The sequence below is a fragment of the Sporosarcina sp. Y352 genome, assembly GCF_056786535.1.
Window position 1 is genome coordinate 130,458 of the sequence record NZ_JBXCJE010000004.1, and the last position, 21,413, is coordinate 151,870.

Annotated in this window: 22 protein-coding genes; all 22 read right to left on the reverse strand. The window is 43.4% G+C overall.

Annotated features, from left to right (window positions below; translation table 11 throughout):
- Nucleotides 1-16: 16 nt before the first annotated feature.
- The 22 genes from AC1TO6_RS08190 to glpX all read right to left on the reverse strand — a co-directional run bounded on the left by AC1TO6_RS08190 (nt 17) and on the right by glpX (nt 21,343).
- Nucleotides 17-556, reverse strand: coding sequence for a F0F1 ATP synthase subunit delta (locus AC1TO6_RS08190; RefSeq protein ID WP_482101114.1), 540 nt, complete (start codon nt 554-556; stop codon nt 17-19).
- Nucleotides 553-1,107, reverse strand: coding sequence for a F0F1 ATP synthase subunit B (gene atpF, locus AC1TO6_RS08195; protein ID WP_482101115.1), 555 nt, complete (start codon nt 1,105-1,107; stop codon nt 553-555). Before atpF ends, AC1TO6_RS08190 begins: the two co-directional genes overlap by 4 nt.
- Nucleotides 1,108-1,251: 144 nt before the next feature.
- Nucleotides 1,252-1,476 carry a F0F1 ATP synthase subunit C gene (gene atpE, locus AC1TO6_RS08200; protein ID WP_482101116.1) on the reverse strand — a complete coding sequence of 75 codons (225 nt, stop codon included), beginning with the start codon at nt 1,474-1,476 and terminating at the stop codon, nt 1,252-1,254.
- A 60-nt stretch (nt 1,477-1,536) separates the two neighbouring features.
- The gene (atpB, locus tag AC1TO6_RS08205) at nt 1,537-2,262 is read right to left on the reverse strand and encodes a F0F1 ATP synthase subunit A (protein ID WP_482101117.1); all 726 of its coding nucleotides are present in this window, start codon (nt 2,260-2,262) and stop codon (nt 1,537-1,539) included.
- 138 nt (nt 2,263-2,400) lie between these two features.
- On the reverse strand, nt 2,401-2,772 hold the full coding sequence (locus AC1TO6_RS08210; RefSeq protein ID WP_482101118.1) for an ATP synthase subunit I: 372 nt from the start codon (nt 2,770-2,772) through the stop codon (nt 2,401-2,403).
- A 640-nt stretch (nt 2,773-3,412) separates the two neighbouring features.
- Nucleotides 3,413-4,531, reverse strand: a complete 1,119-nt coding sequence (gene wecB / locus AC1TO6_RS08215; protein ID WP_482101401.1) for a non-hydrolyzing UDP-N-acetylglucosamine 2-epimerase — start codon at nt 4,529-4,531, stop codon at nt 3,413-3,415.
- A gap of 19 nt (nt 4,532-4,550) precedes the next feature.
- Nucleotides 4,551-5,180: a uracil phosphoribosyltransferase gene (gene upp, locus AC1TO6_RS08220; RefSeq protein WP_482101119.1), complete on the reverse strand. Its 630-nt coding sequence runs from the start codon at nt 5,178-5,180 to the stop codon at nt 4,551-4,553.
- Between the two features lie 90 nt (nt 5,181-5,270).
- Nucleotides 5,271-7,427: a putative bifunctional diguanylate cyclase/phosphodiesterase gene (locus AC1TO6_RS08225; RefSeq protein ID WP_482101120.1), complete on the reverse strand. Its 2,157-nt coding sequence runs from the start codon at nt 7,425-7,427 to the stop codon at nt 5,271-5,273.
- A 72-nt stretch (nt 7,428-7,499) separates the two neighbouring features.
- Nucleotides 7,500-8,750 carry a serine hydroxymethyltransferase gene (gene glyA, locus AC1TO6_RS08230; RefSeq protein WP_482101121.1) on the reverse strand — a complete coding sequence of 417 codons (1,251 nt, stop codon included), beginning with the start codon at nt 8,748-8,750 and terminating at the stop codon, nt 7,500-7,502.
- A gap of 64 nt (nt 8,751-8,814) precedes the next feature.
- Complete coding sequence (locus AC1TO6_RS08235; protein WP_482101122.1) at nt 8,815-9,360, reverse strand: TIGR01440 family protein; 546 nt, start codon at nt 9,358-9,360, stop codon at nt 8,815-8,817.
- Nucleotides 9,361-9,734: 374 nt separating this feature from the next.
- Nucleotides 9,735-10,172 (reverse strand): ribose 5-phosphate isomerase B, encoded by a 438-nt coding sequence (rpiB, locus tag AC1TO6_RS08240; RefSeq protein WP_482101123.1) that lies wholly within the window; start codon nt 10,170-10,172, stop codon nt 9,735-9,737.
- A gap of 242 nt (nt 10,173-10,414) precedes the next feature.
- Nucleotides 10,415-11,566, reverse strand: a complete 1,152-nt coding sequence (gene tnpB, locus AC1TO6_RS08245) for an IS200/IS605 family element RNA-guided endonuclease TnpB (protein WP_482101124.1) — start codon at nt 11,564-11,566, stop codon at nt 10,415-10,417.
- Between the two features lie 216 nt (nt 11,567-11,782).
- Nucleotides 11,783-12,223 carry a low molecular weight protein arginine phosphatase gene (locus AC1TO6_RS08250; RefSeq protein WP_482101125.1) on the reverse strand — a complete coding sequence of 147 codons (441 nt, stop codon included), beginning with the start codon at nt 12,221-12,223 and terminating at the stop codon, nt 11,783-11,785.
- A 58-nt stretch (nt 12,224-12,281) separates the two neighbouring features.
- On the reverse strand, nt 12,282-12,785 hold the full coding sequence (locus tag AC1TO6_RS08255; RefSeq protein WP_482101126.1) for a manganese efflux pump MntP: 504 nt from the start codon (nt 12,783-12,785) through the stop codon (nt 12,282-12,284).
- 68 nt (nt 12,786-12,853) lie between these two features.
- Nucleotides 12,854-13,882, reverse strand: a complete 1,029-nt coding sequence (locus AC1TO6_RS08260) for an L-threonylcarbamoyladenylate synthase (RefSeq protein WP_482101127.1) — start codon at nt 13,880-13,882, stop codon at nt 12,854-12,856.
- Between the two features lie 60 nt (nt 13,883-13,942).
- Entirely contained in the window at nt 13,943-14,527 is a 585-nt protein-coding gene (locus tag AC1TO6_RS08265) for a stage II sporulation protein R (protein ID WP_482101128.1), read from the reverse strand.
- 44 nt (nt 14,528-14,571) lie between these two features.
- Nucleotides 14,572-15,426: a peptide chain release factor N(5)-glutamine methyltransferase gene (gene prmC, locus AC1TO6_RS08270; protein WP_482101129.1), complete on the reverse strand. Its 855-nt coding sequence runs from the start codon at nt 15,424-15,426 to the stop codon at nt 14,572-14,574.
- Nucleotides 15,419-16,495 carry a peptide chain release factor 1 gene (prfA, locus tag AC1TO6_RS08275; protein ID WP_482101130.1) on the reverse strand — a complete coding sequence of 359 codons (1,077 nt, stop codon included), beginning with the start codon at nt 16,493-16,495 and terminating at the stop codon, nt 15,419-15,421. The genes prmC and prfA overlap by 8 nt, the downstream gene beginning before the upstream one ends.
- Before the next feature lie 388 nt (nt 16,496-16,883).
- The gene (locus AC1TO6_RS08280; protein WP_482101131.1) at nt 16,884-17,489 is read right to left on the reverse strand and encodes a thymidine kinase; all 606 of its coding nucleotides are present in this window, start codon (nt 17,487-17,489) and stop codon (nt 16,884-16,886) included.
- Between the two features lie 172 nt (nt 17,490-17,661).
- Nucleotides 17,662-17,892, reverse strand: a complete 231-nt coding sequence (gene rpmE / locus AC1TO6_RS08285) for a 50S ribosomal protein L31 (RefSeq protein ID WP_482101132.1) — start codon at nt 17,890-17,892, stop codon at nt 17,662-17,664.
- Between the two features lie 1,038 nt (nt 17,893-18,930).
- On the reverse strand, nt 18,931-20,214 hold the full coding sequence (gene rho / locus AC1TO6_RS08290) for a transcription termination factor Rho (protein WP_482101133.1): 1,284 nt from the start codon (nt 20,212-20,214) through the stop codon (nt 18,931-18,933).
- Nucleotides 20,215-20,377: 163 nt separating this feature from the next.
- Nucleotides 20,378-21,343, reverse strand: coding sequence for a class II fructose-bisphosphatase (glpX, locus tag AC1TO6_RS08295; RefSeq protein WP_482101134.1), 966 nt, complete (start codon nt 21,341-21,343; stop codon nt 20,378-20,380).
- Between the last annotated feature and the right edge of the window lie 70 nt (nt 21,344-21,413).

The window sequence follows — 21,413 nt, forward strand, 5'->3', positions numbered from 1 at the left end:
CCCTCAAATTTCTGATTTATGAACCGATAAGATCCTGTTTCAGTCGCTCGAGCTTAGCGCTCACGCTGCTGTCGTAGATGTTATTACCAATTTGGAGACGAATGCCTCCGATTAGGCTCGGATCGATGATATTTTCAATTCGTAATGCTTGCTTACCGATTTTTTCCGCAAATGCTGTCGAAATTGCAAGGCTTTCATCCGCAGTAAGCAGTCGTGTAGAATACACTTTTGCTTCAGCAATTCCAGCTGCTTCATTCGTTAATGCGGTAAATTCGTTTACAAGGTTTACAACTTCGTTTATGCGTTGTTTGTCGAGCATTAGGTACAATGTATTCAAAATGAGCTGGTTCGCTCCTTTAAATGAATCAGCCATAAGCTCTTTCTTTTTTGCAGCTTTCAATCTCGGTGTTTCAAGTAACTGACCGAGTTCTTTATTTGCTAGGAAAACTTTTTTCAATTCAAGAAGGTCTTCTTGAATCGGTCCAGTTTGTCCGTTTTGTTGTGCTAATTCGAACAATGCAAGTGCATAGCGTTGTGCAACAACCGATTGGCTCATCGCCCTTCGCCTGCCTTCTCAATCGTTTCTTCGATCAATGCGCGATTATCTTCCTCGGAAATTTCTTTACCGAGTACTTTAGATGCTGCAAGGATAGAAAGAGATACGAATTCTCCGCGAACTGCCGCGACCGCTTTGTCTTTTTCTGAAGCAATTTCGAGCGTTGCTTCTTCTTTCATACGAACCACTTCTGAACGAGCCGCTGTGATGATTTCTGCACGTTGCGTTTCGCCTTGCTTACGGGCATTTTCAACAATCTCTTGAGCGTTATTACGCGCTTCATTCAAAAGGTTACGCTGTTCTTCAAGAATCTGTTGTGATTCTGCACGGCTCTTTTCAGCCGATTCAATTTCATTTGCGATCAACTCAGCACGTTGATCCATGATACCCATAAGTGGGCCCCAAGCAACTTTCTTCAAAAGAAGCATGAGAATCGTGAAGAATAAGACTGTGACGATAATATCGCCAAGGTTTAACTTGCCATTCAATTGCGCCAATCCTTTAACGGCCTCACCATCTGCTGCCAATAGGACGAAGGTATCCATAAACACGATTAATTCACTCCCTTCAAGAGCTTACGTTTCTTTAAACTATGGAAAACGTTCATTATTTTCAAAATAAGATTTTCCTATTACATAAAAGAATGGCGAAGAACTTCAGACTACTCTTCGCCATTTAGTAACTGTTTCCTATGCTTATTGGTTCATTACGATAAATGCAATAACTGCTGCGAAAATCGGAACAACTTCAACAAGTGCAACACCGACGAACATATTTGTTTGAAGAATACCGCGTGCTTCTGGTTGACGAGCGATTCCTTCTTGAGTTTTTGAAACGACCATACCTGCACCTAAACCTGCACCTAGTGCACCTAAACCAATTGCGATTGCTGCTGCTAATAGACCAACTGAACCTACCATTATTGTTTCCTCCTAGTATATACCGTTTTTTTTTCGCCCGGTTATCCGGGCATTATATGCTTAATGGTCTGTTGCCACTTTGTGTGACATGTAAACCATCGACAACATAACGAAGATAAATGACTGGATCGCCCCGACGAAAATCGAGAAGCCCATCCAAGCAAGGGACGGTACGACAGCTCCAAACAAACCGAGCATACCTGATGTTGCGAGTCCAGCCAGGAGTCCTAGAAGGACTTCACCGGCATAGATGTTACCATAAAGACGCAGACCGAGTGTCAGCGTGTTTGTAAATTCCTCAATGACTTTAAGCGGTGCAAGGAAAGGAAGTGGCTTAAGGTAACCTTTTCCGTATTCTTTCAGCCCTGACATCTTAATACCGTAATAGTGTGTGAGTGCAATAACCAAAACTGCGAGTGTCATTGTAACTACAGGGTCTGCAGTCGGTGATTTCCACCAAAGATCCCCCTCCCAATAGACTGCTAATGGGATTCCTAATACGTTCGATACAAAGAGGAACATGATAAGGGTAATCCCCAACACGTGAAATCTACCACCTGTTTTCCAGTCCATGTTACTCTTGATGATTCCTTTAACGAAATCCATGACCCATTCAAAGAAGTTTTGCATTCCTGTCGGTTTTAACTGTAAACGACGTGTAGCGAAAAACGCGATTAGGAATACAATTGCACATGTGATGAAAAGCATTAAAACGTTTGATAGATTGAATGTCATTTCAAATAATGTGCCTTCGAAAGCCGTGTATAACGGATTTCCATGTTCCATTTTCGTTCACCTCCCTTTTGCAACCAGAATTAAGTCAAGCTATTTCTGCATCACTTCGCAGATAATACAGAAAAGAAGTGCAGTAAGCTTTTTTCATAACGACTTGCATTCGAGAAAAGTCCTGCTGACGAAAAAGCTTTACTGATGTCTTACATGGTATATAATCCTCTCTACTAGTAGGAGAACGTAAGGTATCGCAAAGCCGATAATCGTACTGATTAGGTCAAAATATTCCGGCATCGCTGTTGCAACTGCAGCCGCACCTACACCAGAAGCGAAACGTATAATTGTCCCGAACGACGTACCATTCTTCCCTTGCGCAAATTTCCGTTCATAGCTTTCCATTTTACGGACAAGAATCCAAAAATTATACAATCCGAAAAGAGATCCGAGTATTAATCCTGCGAAAATCAATTTTAAGTCAGTAAATGCCCAACCTAGAACGAACAATGCGAGCAAAAAAAATAGAGCTCTTTTTAGCCTACTATAAATTTCTTGCAATGTTTGCATGGTCAGTTAATCTCCTGATTCGTATTTACGGATTGGATGGAGCCTTGCAACTTCGACTAAAAAAAAGGCTTGGTTGAAAGCAATTCACAAGGAAAAGCGGGGTGTTCCGTTTCGCTGTCCAGCCAGTTATTTGTCTAATCTAAGCAGGACGCTTACATTAATGATGGCAAGACACTGAAAAGCATGGAACCTGTCATTTAGTAGCGAGTATTGTCGAATGGAAGGCAGTTCGGCAGATGCTACATTTTATCAAATGCATGATACTATTTAGGCCTCTGCATATCCGTCGAAAAGCGTCTGGATAATTACAAAGCCTTAACAATTACATTTTGTTGCCGTTTCAATATGAAAACCCTATCATTCTAACCCTTTGTAAGCATACAATAGGCATATTTTGATGTCAATTGATTACAGTGAAATTTTTCACAAAGTCTGCACATTGTCAAACATTCGACAAAATTGAGTGATTAGATGTTGAATGTGTAGCGTTTGGCGGTTGCGTTAGGGACTGCTCTGAACTTTCGGATGACGTTTTACCGTTATAGGCCATCTGCAGCCATTGCAGTTTGCCGATTCACCATGACTCTAAGCCGAAAAAAGACGGCCATTTTTATTCGGCCGTCTTTTTTGTACCTTTTACTTAAATGGAAGATAAGTATTTTTTCAGTGCTTCAACAATTCGTTCAGAGGCATGGCCGTCACCATATGGATTCGATGCTTTGGCCATTTTATTGTATTCCACTTCGTCGGACAAAAGTGTATCCGTTAAATTGAAGATTGTTTCTTCATCCGTACCGGCCAGTTTTAATGTACCGGCTTCGATTCCTTCCGGACGTTCGGTTGTATCACGCAATACGATGACGGGCTTTCCAAGTGATGGTGCTTCTTCTTGGATACCGCCCGAGTCTGTCAAGATAATGTGTGAACGCGCCGCAAAGTTATGGAAGTCGAGAACCTCAAGTGGTTCAATCAGATGAACGCGATTATTGTCACCGAAAAGTTCATCAGCTACTTCGCGCACTGCCGGATTCATATGAACAGGATAGATAACTTGGATATCGTCATGTTTGACAAGCAACCGGTTAATGGCTCGGAACATATTGCGCATCGGTTCGCCAAGATTTTCACGGCGGTGTGCTGTTAACAATATAAGCTTGTCCGTTCCGATTTTGTCGAGAACTGGATGGGAGTATTCTTCACGCACTGTCGTTTGAAGTGCGTCGATTGCAGTATTACCTGTTATATAAATACGATCTTCCGACTTGCCTTCTTCAATAAGATTGCGAGCGGATTGCTCTGTTGGCGAGAAATGTAGATCAGCGATGACGCCTGTTAACTGCCGGTTCATTTCCTCCGGGTACGGTGAGTATTTATTCCACGTGCGAAGTCCTGCTTCTACATGTCCAACCGCAATTCGGTTATAGAAAGCAGCTAAGCTACCGATGAATGTAGTCGACGTATCTCCGTGAACGAGTACGATATCCGGTTGAGCTTCTTTCATGATGCGGTCAAGTCCTTCGAGGCCGCGAGTTGCAACGTCGATAAGTGTTTGACGGTCTTTCATGATATTTAGATCATAATCAGGGATGATTCCGAATGTGTGAAGCACCTGATCCAGCATTTCACGGTGCTGAGCCGTAACCGTTACGATTGATTCGATATCGTTCGAATGCTTTTGCAATTCTAGTACAAGCGGTGCCATTTTAATGGCTTCAGGACGCGTACCAAAAATCGTCATAACTTTCCATTTCTTAGTCAATGTATTCACGCCTTCCAACTCATTTTGTTCCGAATAGACGATCGCCTGCATCGCCAAGTCCTGGGACGATGTAGCCTTTTTCATCCAATTTCTCATCAAGTGCAGCGATGAAAATATTTACATCAGGATGTGCATCTGTCATTGCTTTTACACCTTCAGGCGCGGCAATTAGACACATGAATGTAATGTGTTTTGCTCCACGGCTTTTCAATGAATTGGCCGCTGCAATTGCGGATCCGCCTGTTGCAAGCATAGGATCGACAAGGATGAAGTTACGTTCTGATACGTCTGAAGGCAATTTCACATAGTATTCAACCGGCTGTAATGTTTCAGGATCACGGTAAAGTCCGATATGCCCTACTTTTGCTGCCGGAATCAGTTTAAGGATGCCATCCACCATTCCGATTCCTGCACGCAAAATCGGTACGATGCCGAGTTTTTTACCCGCAAGAACGTTCGATTTGGACTTACAAACCGGTGTTTGAATTTCCACTTCATGAACCGGAAGGTCGCGCGTAATTTCATATGCCATAAGTGTTGCCACTTCGTCGACGAGTTCACGGAATTCTTTTGTTCCTGTGTTGATATCACGTATGTACGTTAGTTTATGCTGAATAAGCGGATGATCAAATACATGTATTTTCGGCATTGGTTTTCGCCCCTTTTCGGAATGTCCTGTTCATTATAACAGAATTGCGCCCGTTCTGGGATGCCTAACAACCAACTGCTAAATGTCTAACTATTCGGCAAGCAATCGGTCGACTTCATGCAGTGGCATCGGCTTGTAATAATAGAACCCCTGTCCTATATTGCATCCCAGATTGCGCAGAACTTCAATATGTCTTTCCTCCTCAATTCCTTCCGCAACGGTCGATAGATTAAGGTTTTCGGCAAGTTGAATGATCGTTCTGACGACAGCAAGTGTGTCTGGTTCGTCGAGCGCACTGATAAAACTGCGATCGATTTTTAATTCGCAGAGAGGCAATTGAGACAAATAACTGAGTGATGAAAATCCGACTCCAAAATCATCGACAGCTATTTGAAAACCTGCTGCATTTAACTCTTTAAAAATAGACTTTGCGCCCTGCAAATCCACGAGTCCGATACTTTCCGTCATTTCAAGCAGAATACTACTTGGTGAAATGTCGTAATGCCTTGCTAGTTTAGTTAAGTCATCAACAAAATTGACATCAAAGAAATGATGAACGGAAATATTGACGGCTATCTGATACATTTTCAAGCTTGCCAGTTTGCGTTGTTGTTGCCACTCCATCACTTTTGACAAGATGATCATTTCCAATTCTATGATTTTCCCTATGTTTTCGGCAGCCGGAATAAACAGATTTGGCGGCACTTGCCCGAGCACTGGAGAAAACCAGCGGGCTAGTGCTTCAAAGCCTATGACTTTAGCGTCTAGTAATTCGACTTTCGGCTGAAGGTGGACATCGATTTCCTGTGCCATAATTGCTTTTGACAACTCATTGAATATTCGCATTTCTTTAATCGTGTTTTCATATTGCAAATCTCTGTAAAATGACGTTGCAGTTCCAGGCTTCTTTTTCGCATCTGACATAGCAATGTCAGCCCGACGCAGTAGTTCCTCTTCTTTTTCCTGATTACCTTCGGTGAATGAAACCCCGGTTTTCAATGAGATGAACATTTCCTGCCCTGCAATGATAAAAGGCTTTTCAACAATTGTACCTATTTTAATAAGGTAGTACTCCCCGTCATCATCCCTACTATTACTCGTCACGACAAGTGAGGCACTCGAAAAGCGCCCTATGAAATTCGGTTTGTCCCGACCCACTTTCTGAATTCGTTTGCTCAGTTGAATAAATAGTTCATCAGCTGCATCTCTGCCGTAAAGGTCAACAATTTTTGCGTATTCTCCTGGTTCTACGACCGCAACAAAATGTTCTCCACCATCTGCTCTATTCTGTTTGAGTTTAGTCAAAAATGCGTGTCGATTTGGTAAACCTGTTTGGGGATCGGTAAATGCCAGCCTACGGTACTCTGCTTGCTGTGAATAATGTTTTCTAGTTAATTGAATGATCGGTACCATATTTTTCAGGAATTGAATTTGCGTTTCTGTCGGACATCCCGATTTCTTCATGAAAACCGTTAAAAGTCCACTTATTTCCCCGTCTTTTGTAAATGTAGGCACAGACCAATTAGAGCGGTATTCCGAAACCTGGCCCGGCATGGGCAACTCACTATTTTCTGTAACGATAAATTCTGCTAGCTTTCCCCCATTTTCCAGGACTTGACTGTTCAACATTTCGCCGAGTAGTTGGTCGGGTACTGAATCCGCCGCACCAACGTACCACCCATCGCCTGGCTCATTGAATAGAATCGAACATACAGATCCTTCAGGAAAGAACGATTCAACGACAGTACCTATTTTTTGCAGTAAATCTTCAAGCTCCTCACCATTATTAATGCCCGAAAAAATAGCTTCCTGCAACCTAAGTAAGGCTTCATCTTTTTTACGTTCTGTCACATCGAGAATAAAAGACGCAGTAAATAAAATGGTTCCTTTTGCGTCAACAAATGGTTGAATGACAAGCTCATTCCAGAAAGGGGTCCCGTCTTTCTTATAATATAGCACTTCGGCATTCACAGGCATCCCCTTGCGAAGCTCGCTGTCAATATTAGCAATGAGTTTCATATCGGTTTCTTCACCTTGCAGGAACCGCAAGTTATGTCCGATCACTTCTGTAGAAGGATAGCCCGTTATTTCAGTAAATGCTTCATTAACAAAAACAACAGGTTCGTCTTCGATGGACGGATCCGTCAAAATGAAGCCAGTCTCAAATCGGCTTCCAAAGCGTTGAATCCAGTTAAATAGTATTTTTTTCTCCGCTTTACTCGTATTTGCCTTCTGGGTATTTTTCATAACCTCTTTCCCCCTTTGAATGAAGATAAAACAAGCCGCCATCAAATAGATAGCGGCTTGACTATAAGACGATTATGCGTAAAGAGGGAATTTATCCGTCAATGCCGCAACGCGTTCTAGAGCTTCTTTTTTCACAGCTTCGTCTTCGTGGTTTTTCAAGACTTTAGCCATGATAGATGCGATTTCCTTCATTTCCTCTTCTTTGAAACCGCGTGTTGTAACCGCAGGAGTACCAAGACGGACACCTGAAGTAACGAATGGGCTTTCTGTATCGAATGGAATCGTGTTTTTGTTCACAGTAATGCCGACTTCATCCAATACTTTCTCTGCAATTTTACCTGTGATTTCAAGTGAACGCAGGTTAAGCAATACCAAATGGTTGTCTGTTCCGCCAGATACGATATCGACGCCTTCAGCGATAAGTGCTGCTGCAAGTGCTTTTGCATTGCTTTTCACTTGTTGGATATACGTTTTGAATTCTGGTTTCTGTGCTTCTCCAAATGCAACCGCTTTTGCAGCGATAACGTGCATCAATGGACCGCCTTGAACGCCTGGGAAGATTGACTTGTTAAGTTTTTTCTCGAATTCCTGTGTAGAAAGAATAAGTCCACCACGCGGTCCGCGCAATGTTTTATGTGTTGTTGAAGTAACAAAGTGTGCATGTGGAACTGGGTTTTGGTGTTCGCCCACTGCAACAAGTCCTGCGATATGCGCCATATCAACGAATAGATATGCACCGACTTCATCTGCAATTTGACGGAACCTTGCAAAGTCAATTTCACGTGGGTATGCACTTGCACCCGCAACGATCATTTTCGGTTTGTGCTCAAGTGCTTTTTGACGGACATCGTCGTAGTCAATTAGCTCGTCCTCTTCGCCCACGCCGTAATCGACGAAGTTGTACAATTCGCCTGAGAAGTTAACCGGGCTTCCGTGCGTCAAGTGACCGCCGTGTGAAAGATTCATACCAAGAACTGTATCTCCAGGCTCAAGAACAGCAAAATAAACAGCCATATTCGCTTGTGCACCAGAGTGCGGCTGAACGTTTGCGTATTCCGCACCGAAGATTTCTTTTACTCGGTCGCGTGCAATGTTTTCAACAACGTCGACGTGTTCGCAACCGCCATAGTAACGTTTGCCTGGGTAGCCTTCTGCGTATTTGTTTGTCAAATATGATCCTTGTGCTTCCATAACTGCTTCTGTTACGAAGTTTTCGGATGCGATCAATTCGATATTAGATTGTTGACGCTTTTTCTCCGCCATAATTGCATCGTATACTGCTACGTCTTCACGTTGTACGTTACCCAATTTGTTCAATTCCATTTTTTCATTCCCCTTCACTATCATCTATTTTTTATTCGGTCTACATTGGCCAGATGTAAACGCTTTATTCGTACATTGCTCTAGTTCCACCAATCAACTTTGGCCGAGTTGTGGCTACCGACACAATTGCATTTCCAACAGTTCGGATGGATGTACGCAATGGAACAGCTACTTGTTTCAAATGCATGCCAATCAGCGTTTGTCCTATATCGATGCCAGCACTTGCGCTAATCTGCTCCACGACAACTGGATCATTCATATGCTGATAGGCATAGGCAGACATGGAACCACCCGCTTGGATGACCGGAATGACTGAGACCGGTTCAAGCATGAACTTTTCAGCGACATGACGTTCAATTGTCAAAGCTCTATTAATGTGTTCGCATCCTTGGAATGCAAGAAATAATTTGTGTTTCTCAGCAAAGTCTTTCAGAGGTCCATATAGCGCTTCTCCGATTTCAAGCGCTCCTCCTGTACCAATTCGTTTGCCGGCAACTTCAGAAGTCGAACACCCTACGACGAATAGCGTGCCTGAACGAAATTGCGTTTGTTCAGACATTTCCGCTAACAATTGTTCCAGTTGAAGCTTCCATAAATCCAAAGCATCCACTTTTACCACCTGCTTTCTTGTGGTATTTAGACTGTCCAGCGCTGTCGAGGGCTAAACGGCCGCCTGCGCTTTTCAGGTTGGCCAGCTTCGGCGGCCAGACGCTCGGGTCATAAGTCAATCCTGCTGTGCGTCAAAGGACGCCACTTCGCAGGCTTGTCTTATGCCAGGCCTACAGGATGTAGGTCATGCAGCTATTGCCACAGGAAGTGGCGCACTTTAGCTGCGTTCCTCTATACGGCCGCCTCCGCTTTTCAGTATGTCTAGCTTCGGCGCCTAGCCCCTCGAGTCGCTTCAGACCTACCGATAAAGGCAAAGTACGCCTTTTTCGGTAGGCCCTCCAGCGCTGGTCGGGGCTGAACAGGCGCCTGCGCTTTTCAGGATTCTAATTCCATAAGTTTGCCGATTCTTCGTTCGTGTCTTCCGCCTTCGAATTGTGTGTCTAGCCAAGCGGCAGCTACTTCTCTGGCATGTCCTGGGCCGATGACGCGTTCGCCCATCGCGAGGATGTTTGAATCGTTATGTTGCCTTGTCGCTTTGGCACTGAAGACGTCATGGACAAGTGCACATCGAATTCCTTTTACTTTATTTGCTGCAATAGACATCCCGATGCCCGTTCCACAAATAAGAATACCACGGTCAAATTCTCCCGATGCTACTCCATTTGCAACAGGCGCTGCAAAATCTGGGTAGTCCACGGATTCATCCGATTTGGGACCAAAATCTACAAACTCTAATGATAACTCTGACATTAATTTAATAATTTCATGTCGAAGATTGTTTCCGCCATGGTCCGAAGAAATCGCAATTTTCACGGGATCCCCCTTTTCATAATATACTCACAACTTATTCTATCAGATTTCCACAAAAAAAACACACCCCTCAAGAAAATGGGCTGTATTTTTTAGTTGTTATTGAACTCCAACGAAGGTACATGAAAAATCCGGTATTATTTTGTACGATCAAAGCGGCTAATTACATTTTGAACTACCCCCACCTTCACTACGTTTAGAGGTGGGAGATTCCTAAGAATACCGGCGTAACCGCCAGTTATGGATTAGGCTAGCTCCACAGTTCCTGCGGTTAGAAGTCTTATGGCTTCTTTTTCAAGATTGATACTTGCGTTATAGTCTCGGTCGTGGCACGAGTTACATGCCGGACACATCCATTCACGTAATACGAGATCCTTAACGTCTTTATGGCGATAGCCACAACTTGAACAGAGTTGGCTTGAGGGGAAATTTTTTACGACTACAATGACTGTCTTCCCGTACCACTTCGCCTTGTATTCAAGCATTGTGCGGAACTGTGACCAACTCACTTCACTGATTGCTTTGGCTAAGTTGTGGTTTTTCAGCATATTGGATACCTGCAAATCCTCAATTCCGATGACATCGTGGTTTTTGATGATTTCGGTGGAGACTTTATGCAAGTAATCATTTCTTTTGTTTGCAATTTCTTCATGAATACAAGCGACTATTCTTCGTTGTTTCTGATAGTTCTTCGCCTCATGTAGGGGTTTCTGTTGGCGAACCGCTTGTTCTTTTCTTCTTGAAAGAATCCGCTGTGCTTTGGCTAATTTCTTTTCCAATGCGCGAAAGAATTTTGGTTTTTTATAGACAGTTTCATCTGAAAGTATGGCGAAATCCTTTAGACCAACATCAATACCGACAGAAGTATTGGTTTTAGGTAGCTCACAAGTCTGTGTTTCAACAAGAATGGAGACAAAATATTTCCCGCTCGGACTCCGTCTGATTGTCGCATTAATTATACGCCCTGAGATTTCACGACTTTTTGCGAGTTTAACAACCCCCAACTTGGGCAATTTGATGGTATTGCCGATCACTGCAATATTACTGTTTGTTTGTCTTGTTGTGTAAGATTGAACGTTATTTCTTTTCGATTTAAAACGGGGTGATTTGGTTTGCTTCTTAAAGAAACGGTCAAACGAGTCTGCAAGGTTGCGGACAGCTGATTGAAGAGCGATGCTGTCCACTTCTTTTAACCAAGATAATTCCTTTTTCAACAAGGGAAGGCCAGCTGAACAAGTGCCATAAGTTAGTCCTTTACCTGTTTCTTTATAGGTGTCATTCCATTTATCCAAGAAGTGATTAAAGACAAATCGGCTACATCCGATTGTTTTAGCTATGAGGACTTGTTGGTCTTTGTTTGGATAGAGACGGAACTTATAGGCTTTGTTGATCATCACAGGCTTTCACCTCGTTTCATAATGTTCCTGAGTTAATTATAGAACAAGTGTTCTATAAAAACAAGTGCTATGGGCAGCTGAACAACCGAAACTCATCTCCCACTTATCACTGGGCTACGCCCTTTTCGTGATTGAAGTGAGCGTCTTCTTTCGCTAAATAGATAAAACCAATTTATTTCATAAGCCGAATTGCTTTTTTCCTTTTTCAGCCATACCCTATTCCCCCGTCAGTTTGTGTTCGAGCACATCGATGATTTTCGACAACTCATTGAATGCCTGTCGGTACGTTTCGAGATCGCCTCCAAATGGATCTTGGACGTCCCCCGTCAATCCCGACTCCGCATATCCTTTTATTGTAAATATCTTATCGCCCATTTCCGGATAAGAATTTAAAAGGTTCTCCCTGTGCGATTCCATCATCGTCAAAACAATATCTGCCCATTCGAGGTTTTCTTCTGTTACTTCCTCCGAAACAGTTGTATAAGGCATGTCCGCTGATTCAATGAGCGTTTTCGCATTCAATGAAATCGGCCAGCCATCGCGTGCATAAATGCCAGCCGATCGAACGGACACATTGTCAATTGCTTTTGAACGAAGAATCGCTTCTGCCATTGGGCTTCTGCATGTATTTCCTGTACATATAAAATAAACATTCACTTCTATTACCTTCTCTCTTTAGAATAGCTGATTCTTGTGATTAAAGAAACAGTTAATTTCAACGAAAACATGACATTATCCCTAAAAACAACAAAGCTAAACCTGCTATTCGTCTCAGTACTTTTCCGTTTTTTAGACCCATATGCCCTTTTAACCGAAGCGCTGCATATGAAAAGACAAACGTAAAGAAACCAGATGCAAGTATGAACAGTGTTTTATCCATCTGAAGCATACCAAATGAAACACTGACTGAAAAGGCATCTACACTCACTGCAAATGCGATAAACAATGGCGGAATCTGTTGAGAAGAGGATTTTGTTTCATCCGCTTGCAACAGCATATGTATGCCGATCAAACTGAGCATTACGCCTGATAAAATGCTGCTCCAGACTGTAAATATATGCGCTGACAGTTCTCCCGTTATAAACCCTAGAAAAGGAAATACCATATTAAGAAATGATGTCCATAGCGCTAAAACAAATTTCCCTTTTTTAATTTGTAGGAAAGAATAGATTACAATAACGTCCAAGGTTGTTATTCCAGCCGCGAAAACTTCTTCCAAAGTAAAACCTCCCCTAAATCAGCATCAGTCAATCTTATGCGGATTTAAGGGAGGTCATTCGTCAGGATTCAGTTGATATATCTTTTACCTTCGGCGGCTTTCATTAACCGATTCATAACAGCAGCACCTACTCCAGACATGTCCGTCTCGACAGCAAGAATAATATCCGCTTCGGTCAAATCACATTTACGGAGTGCTGCGTACAAATTTGTCGCCATTGCTTCATTATCCTGCTCAGGACCGACTGAAAAAAACCAATCCGCACCCAAGGCACCTAGATCATCATGCCCGATAAACGCAACTTTCTTGCCCTCAGCCTGAAGCGTATCGACTGCTTTACTAATGTCTTCAGCTTCGTTGTTGATAATGTACAGAGGTGCTTCAGGTGCATAGTGCAAATACTTCATGCCAGGTGAACGCGGCGCTTGTTCACCGACGACTGTATTCTCAGATACTACTGGCCCAATGATGCTTTCTATCATTTCCTGTGTAATACCGCCTGGCCGTAGAATTGTAGGCGGAACTGTCGTCATGTCCAGTACTGTCGATTCAACTCCGACACCGGTTTGACCACCATCTAAAATGAGGGGAATGAGACCGTTCAAATCTTTGTAAACGTGAGCTGCCTCTGTTGGACTCGGTTTTCCGCTTCGATTGGCACTTGGTGCTGCTAACGGTTCTCCGAGCGCACGTAAGAGTTCCAGTGCAACGGGATGATCAGGCATACGGATTGCGACTGTTTCAACACCCGGAGTTACATTCGCGGCTATCACACCGGGAATTTTATGAAACACAAGTGTCAGCGGACCAGGCCAATAAGCATCCATCAGTTTTTCTGCATTTCCTGCAATAGCCGATGCATAGGTGTGAACTTGTTCTTTTTGACCAATATGTACGATTAGCGGATTGTCTGAAGGCCTTCCTTTTGCTTCGAAGATTCTCTGTACGGCTTGTTCATCAGTTGCCATCGCACCTAAGCCATATACCGTCTCCGTCGGGAACGCAACGACACCGCCATTTTTTAATATATCCACAGCCTGTTCATAGTTTTCTTTGTTATCCAGAATGTTATCCACTGAAGTTAAAATCGTTTTCATACGCTAATCCTCCACTTATACACATTTCTCTGAGTTTATCCACAAAAAAAGTTGATAACTTTATGCAAAAAGACTTTTTATCCACTCCCAAACAAAGAAAGTGACTTTTTCCTCTTCTTCCTCTTTTACTTCTACTTCTACTGCTTTATCGGGTTTATCAGGAAAACAGATTTTCGGAAATAACTCACACCACCAATTATCCCCACGTCCACTGCCAATCGTCAAAATGTATGCATCATATTCCGCTTGTGGAGCAATCATTAGCCCTGAGCGTTTAGGTGGAAACAAAGCATTTTTACGAATCAATGAAATCTCTGCTCCATTTGACATCGAATTGGCAATGTCTAGAATTGTGATTTCAAGTGCTGCTAAGTTATCCCCAAGCTCTTGTTTCGTTCGTGACTTATTTACAGCCTCTTCGATAAGCGGCTGAATTTTTTGTTGAATATCACTTTTCACTTGCTGGTCGGCTGGTGCATTGGAATCAGCCAACAACCTAAAACGAATTGATTGTTCATCGTCGCCTGCTTCCGCGAACACCGTTATAAAAGACTGAATAATAATGAGCACAATAATGAATTCAATATAAGGGAGCACTTTTTGACCTATTGTTTTCGTTCTCCTAATCTCATAGTCTGGTAACATCGCTATCCCCTCCTACTCTGCATTGTTGCCAGAGTTAGGGAGATTTATTCACGAGTCTCGCAAAATATGATTCGGTCTTTGCCGTTGATATCTTTTACCGTCTCCACTGTTGCTTTCGGAAATGCTACTTTGAATAGGTTGTGCACAGCAGGTCCTTGCAGATAACCGATTTCAACTGCTATGAGAAAAGGTGTATTCATAAGCGGCGGTAAGCTTTCAGCAAGTCTTCTGTAATAGTAGAGGCCGTCTTCATCCGCAAACAAAGCATTATGCGGCTCGTGGTTGAGTACGTTGCCTGACATGGACGCAGCTTCCTCATGTGCAATGTAAGGCGGATTCGATAAGATGACATCCCACTTTTCTCCTGCAATCGGCGCGGTTAGATCACCATGCAGGAAAGTGACAGCGGCATCATTCGCATTTGCGTTATGCTCAGCAATCGTTAGTGCTTCTTTACTGATGTCTGTTGCTGTAACGCTTGCTTCTGGCCATTCTTTTTTGAATGAAACTGCAATAGCGCCGCTGCCGGTTCCAATATCCGCAACGCTGATTGTTTTACTATTGAAGATTTTACGCGCTTTAGCGAGTGCACCATAAACGAGTTCTTCCGTTTCAGGTCGAGGGATTAAAACATTTTCATTCACTTTAAATGTGTAACCGTAAAAACCTTCTTCTCCAATAACATATTGAACGGGTTTTCCTTCGAGCAGTTCGGCGGTTTTATCCCAAAATGCGGAATGCTGGTCGACTGTAAGTTGTTGTTGTACATCGGCAAATAAAGTAGCTCTGGATTTTTGCGTAACGAATTCCATTAGAAGTTGTGCAGCATGCGGTTCGAGTCCAGTTTCCTCCAATAAAGAAGAAGCCCGCTGGAGAGCTTCATAAATTTTTTCAGTCATTGCGATCCAAACTTTCCAGACGAAATGCTTGTTCTTCCATGATCAATGCGTCGATTACTTCATCCAGTTTGCCTTCAATAATCTGATCGAGTTTCTGAATCGTCAGACCGATGCGATGATCGGTCACTCGGTTTTGCGGGAAGTTGTACGTGCGGATTCGCTCTGAACGATCCCCTGTACCCACTGCAGATTTTCTCTTTTCATCGTACTCATCTTGTATTTCGCGTGTGAATTTATCGGAAACACGAGCTCGTAATACTTTCATTGCTTTTTCTTTATTTTTAATTTGTGATTTTTCATCTTGAATGGATACTGTAATTCCTGTTGGTAAATGCGTAAGTCGAACCGCGGACATTGTTGTATTGACAGACTGGCCTCCAGGACCGGATGATGCGAATGTATCGGTTCTGATGTCTTTTTCATGGATGACGATTTCGACTTCTTCCGCTTCTGGAAGACACGCGACGGTTGCGGTCGATGTATGTGTCCGCCCGCCCGATTCAGTTTCCGGTACCCGCTGTACGCGGTGTGCCCCGTTTTCATATTTCAACTTCGAATAGGCACCATTGCCGTTAATGAGGAAAATAATTTCTTTAAAGCCGCCAAGTTCTGTCGGGGATGAATCCAAAACGTCCACTTTCCAGTGATTCATCTCCGCGTAGCGGCTGTACATACGGAATAAGCTACCCGCAAAAAGTGCTGCTTCGTCGCCTCCGGCTGCCCCTCGGATTTCCATAATAACGTTTTTCTTGTCATTCGGATCTGTCGGAACGAGCAATAGCTTTAACTTTTCTTCATAAGACTCGATTTGATCATCAAGCTCGGAAATCTCCATTTTGACAAGTTCTTTCATGTCGTCGTCAAGATGCTCATTCAACATTTCTTTGGCACTTTTATGTTCTGCTACTGCATGTTTATACGAGCGATACGTCTCGACCTTTTCCTGTAGACCGGATTGTTCAATCGAATACTCACGGAGCTTGGTCATGTCGCTCACTACGTCTGGATCACTAAGCATTTCATTCAGCTGGTCGTATCTATCTTCTACTGCTTGAAGCCTATCAAACATTATGGACACCTCATTTTCAGGACTGATTTGTACGTTCATTGTACGGGAATTCTTGGTTTAAATACAGTTATTTCACTGGAACTATAGGTTCGTTGAAGGTTTGGATGAAGTTCTAATTGTAGACCATTCTTTTAAAAGTTGTGGCAATGCACAAGACATCAATTACGCCTCGGCGTAATTGCGTCCAGATTTTGAATCGAGCTTGCTCGATTGACTCCTTTCAAAATCTGTGACATCCGCCGGAGGCTTTATCTTTTTTCAGCGGGCGTTCGGACACCCGCTGAACAGGAAAATAAAACCGCATTCATCTCCCACCTATGGAAGTGAGAGATGAATGCTGAATAAAGATAAAAGCCCGCCCGATACTACCGGACGGGCATACTCGCTATTATCCTTTCACAATCACTGCAGCTGTAACACCATTTGGTACTTCGTGGTGTTGGCGACATCTTGGCTCGTACGCTTCCGAAGCTCCCACCAGAATGACAGGATCGTCGTAGCCGGCGGGCGTGCCGTTGATGAGCCGCTGGGTTCTACTGGAAGGCGAACCACATACCGTGCAAACCGCTTGCAGTTTGGTCACGTGTTCGGCCACTGCCATTAGACGCGGCATTGGTCCGAATGGTTCACCGCGGAAATCCTGGTCGAGTCCGGCAACAATGACGCGGAATCCTCGATCAGCCAATCCCATTACCAAGTCAACGATTCCTTCATCGAAAAATTGTGCTTCATCGATAGCAATCACATCGTAGTCATCTGAGATGAACTCTTTGATGTGATTTGAGTCGGCAACGGGGTTTGCGATGACGGTTGTCCCATCATGGCTGACAACCGCTTCTTCGCTATAGCGGTCATCGATTTCCGGTTTGAATACTGCTATTTTCTGTTTGGCGAATTGCGATCTTCTTATGCGCCTTATGAGTTCCTCGGATTTCCCTGAGAACATGCTGCCGCAAATCACTTCAATCCAACCACCTTGCATAGTTACGTACATGTGAATCTCCTTCCGGTTTTGCATCTATGTAGTGCTTACTAAAATGTCTTTGGACTATTTATCATACCCTAAAAGAAGTTCAACTTGACGTCTTTTTTTAACAGTTTAATATGTTTTTCTCAAAAGAAATACCCGCCCGGCGCATGTGCACCTGACGGGTATTGAGCAGATCTTACTCTTGGCCTTCTTCTTCGCGGCCTTCTTCTTTGAGACCATATTTTTTGTTGAAGCGGTCGACACGTCCGTCCGCTTGAGCAAATTTCTGGCGTCCAGTGTAGAATGGGTGGCATTCATTACAAACTTCAATGCGGATGTCTTCTCTTACAGAACCTGTTTCAAATGTGTTACCACATGAACAAGTAACAGTTGCTACTTTATAAGCTGGGTGAATTGCTGCTTTCATCAATCTCTCTCCTTTCGCCCTGAACCATCTGGAACAGAGTTGTATTATAAGACTGATGCCTTACGCGGCCCGTGTTCGTCAACCGCATATGCACGCAGATATTATTTAAGTTACCTCAGATATTATAACAAGTTTTTTTTGTAGATGCAACTATTTTAATTAACGAAAAAATCCCATTGAATTGGCTTCTCTTAATAGATGGATTGAAAAAGAAGTCCTGCTAATACCGCTGCGGCGCTTTGTGGATGCCTCTCGCGATAAGCCAGAAAGGAGACCACTTTCAGTCTTATCGCTTCGGCTACCACGAAGACGCGCCTTCGCTGGATAGTCTAAATTAGATAGCGCATTTCGTTATCGGGGATGAGACCTTTTGCAACTTGTAGTTCCATAAACCGATAGAATGCATTTAAATACAGTCCCAATACAATGGAGATAATTAGAAATCCTACTAATACCGCTTTGCGCTTTGTGGATGCCTCACGCGATAAGCCAGAAAGGAGACCACTTTCAGTCTTATCGCTTCGGCTACCACGAAGACGCGCTTTCGCTAGATAGTCTATTTAAGAAAGCACATTTCATTATCCGGGATTAAATCTGCAACCTATAGTGCCATTTATCGAGAGAATATGATTAATGAGTTTCCCAATACATGTGATTGAATTGGAAATCTCGCTAATACCTTTGCGATTGCAAAGAAAGGCGCCTGCACTGGGTTTTTCTTGGCAATGGGCAAACCATAAAAGCGGGGGTAGCGCCCGAAATTGTATCTTCGGGCGCTTTGAAAATGGATAGAGAAAAATCTATTCTTTCATTATAAAAAGCAAGCGCACTTTTTCTTTGGCCATTATCAGGGAGCGACGGACAAATAACGGTAACAGGATTACCGAAAGAGCGCCAAACTTAGTGACGAAGTCACTAAGTTTGGCGCTTGTTTTGACGGTAATCCTGTAGCGTTAACTTTGTCCAAAGCAAACCTATAATAGGTCAACGGGAGACTGCGCCGCATTTAGTTGTTCAACTTATATAAGTTAAATTCGTTTATAGCAACCCTTTGCCATTACGGTGGGCTTTCATCTCATCATTGAGCTTATCGAAGAATTCTTCGTTTGTTTTTGTGAGACGTAGTTTTTTCAGGAAGCGCTCTGCGAAGTCGTGCGAATCGGAAAATGTTTTCCGAATGGCCCATAACTTTTCAAGCTGGTCAGCAGGAATGAGTAACTCCTCTTTCCGTGTACCTGAGCGACGAATATCAAGTGCTGGAAAGATGCGTCGTTCTGCAAGATGGCGATCCAGATGTAATTCCATATTGCCCGTCCCTTTGAATTCTTCATAAATGACTTCATCCATACGTGAACCTGTATCGATTAAAGCCGTCGCAAGAATCGTTAGACTGCCGCCTTCTTCCAAGTTTCGAGCTGCCCCGAAAAATCGTTTTGGTCGATGAAAAGCAGCCGGATCAATACCGCCGGACAGTGTACGTCCGCTTGACGGAATGACAAGGTTATACGCTCGTGCAAGTCGTGTAATGGAATCCATTAGGATGATAACGTCTCTTTTATGTTCTACGAGTCTCATAGCTCGTTCCAATACTAGTTCCGCAACTTTAACATGATTTTCCGGTAATTCATCGAATGTGGAACTGACGACATCCGCCTTAACGGAACGTTCGATGTCAGTCACTTCTTCTGGTCTTTCATCGATGAGCAGGACAATCAGTTCAGCATCGGGGTGATTCAATGTGATGGAATTTGCAATTTCTTTCAATAACAATGTTTTTCCGGCTTTTGGCGGAGCGGCAATCAATCCACGCTGACCGAAACCGACGGGTGAAATTAAATCCATAATACGTGTCGACAGCTTCAAAGGATCCACTTCAAGCTTAATATGACGATCCGGATAGAGCGGTGTCAGTGCTGGGAAGTGCACCCGTTCACGCGCTACTTCAGGATCTTCACCGTTAACCGCTTCCACTTGCAAGAGCCCGTAGTAGCGTTCCGATTCTTTTGGAGGACGAACTTTCCCACTCACTTTATCTCCGTTTCTCAAATCGAAACGACGGATTTGTGAAGCAGATATATAAATGTCTTCCGAACTCGGTGAATAGTTTATTGGGCGAAGGAAGCCATAGCCTTCTGACTGGATGATTTCAAGGACACCTTCCATGAAAAAGTACCCTTCTTGTTCAGCTCTTGATTTCAATATAGCAAAAATAAGTTCTTTTTTTGTCAATTTGCTGTAATAAGCAATTTTATATTCTTTTGCGAGGGCATATAACTCTTTTAAAGTCATATTTTCCAACGCTGATATTGTTAACACTGTCATATTCGGCACCACTCTTTACGTTAATGGGTTTAATTTTGAGGTTAAATAAGGAAGGGTAATTACAATAATAATTCCAAGGGTTCACTTTGAAAGGACTTGGATATATATAAGCACTCCCTATGTAAGCGAAAATGCCCGGCATGTGGCCGGGCGATGAGCTCCATCAGTCTTGCATGACAAGCAGAGGTTTTTTCTCCATACTGTGACGACCTTCAACGAAACGAATTGTACCTGATTTTGAACGCATGACAAGTGAATGCGTTTCACTATATCCGCCTTTGAATTGTACGCCACGAAGAAGTTCTCCGTCGGTTACACCCGTAGCAGCGAATATCGCGTCATCACCTTTGACAAGGTCATCCATGTAAAGCACTTTGTCGACGTCAATCCCCATTTTGAGGCAACGTTCGCGTTCAGCGTCGTTCGAAGGAACGAGACGACCCTGAATTTCTCCACCGAGGCATTTTAATCCGACTGCAGCGATAACGCCTTCCGGTGCACCACCCAATCCAAATAGAATGTCCACGCCAGTTTCATCGAATGCTGTATTGATGGCAGCTGCAACATCACCGTCATTGATGAGTTTAATGCGAGCGCCCGCAGCACGAATTTCTTCGATAATTGCTGCATGACGTTCTCTGTCCAGAACTGTTGCAACAACGTCACCGATGTCTTTATTTTTAGCTTTGGCTACTGCCATAAGGTTTTCCGTCACGGTAGCGTCAATACTGACTTTCCCAACAGATTCTCTTCCGACAGCGATTTTGTCCATATACATATCTGGTGCATTCAAAAGATTTCCTTTATCCGCAATTGCAATGACTGCTAACGCGTTCCAGCCGCCTGCTGCGACAATATTCGTGCCTTCTAGAGGATCTACTGCAACGTCCACTTCAGGACCCACGCCAGTACCCAGTTTTTCACCAATGTATAACATTGGTGCTTCGTCCATTTCGCCTTCACCAATCACGACAATACCTTGCATCGGAATTGTGTCGAAAACAGTACGCATTGCTGTTGTTGCAGCGTCGTCCGCTTCATTTTTCAAACCGCGTCCCATCCAGCGTGAAGCTGAAACTGCCGCCGCTTCTGTGACTCGAACTAATTCCATCGATAAACTGCGTTCCATTTATGTTCCCCCTGATGGACGGTTTCAACCGTCATTATTGCCATTCTGATTAATTATAGCATATTTATTT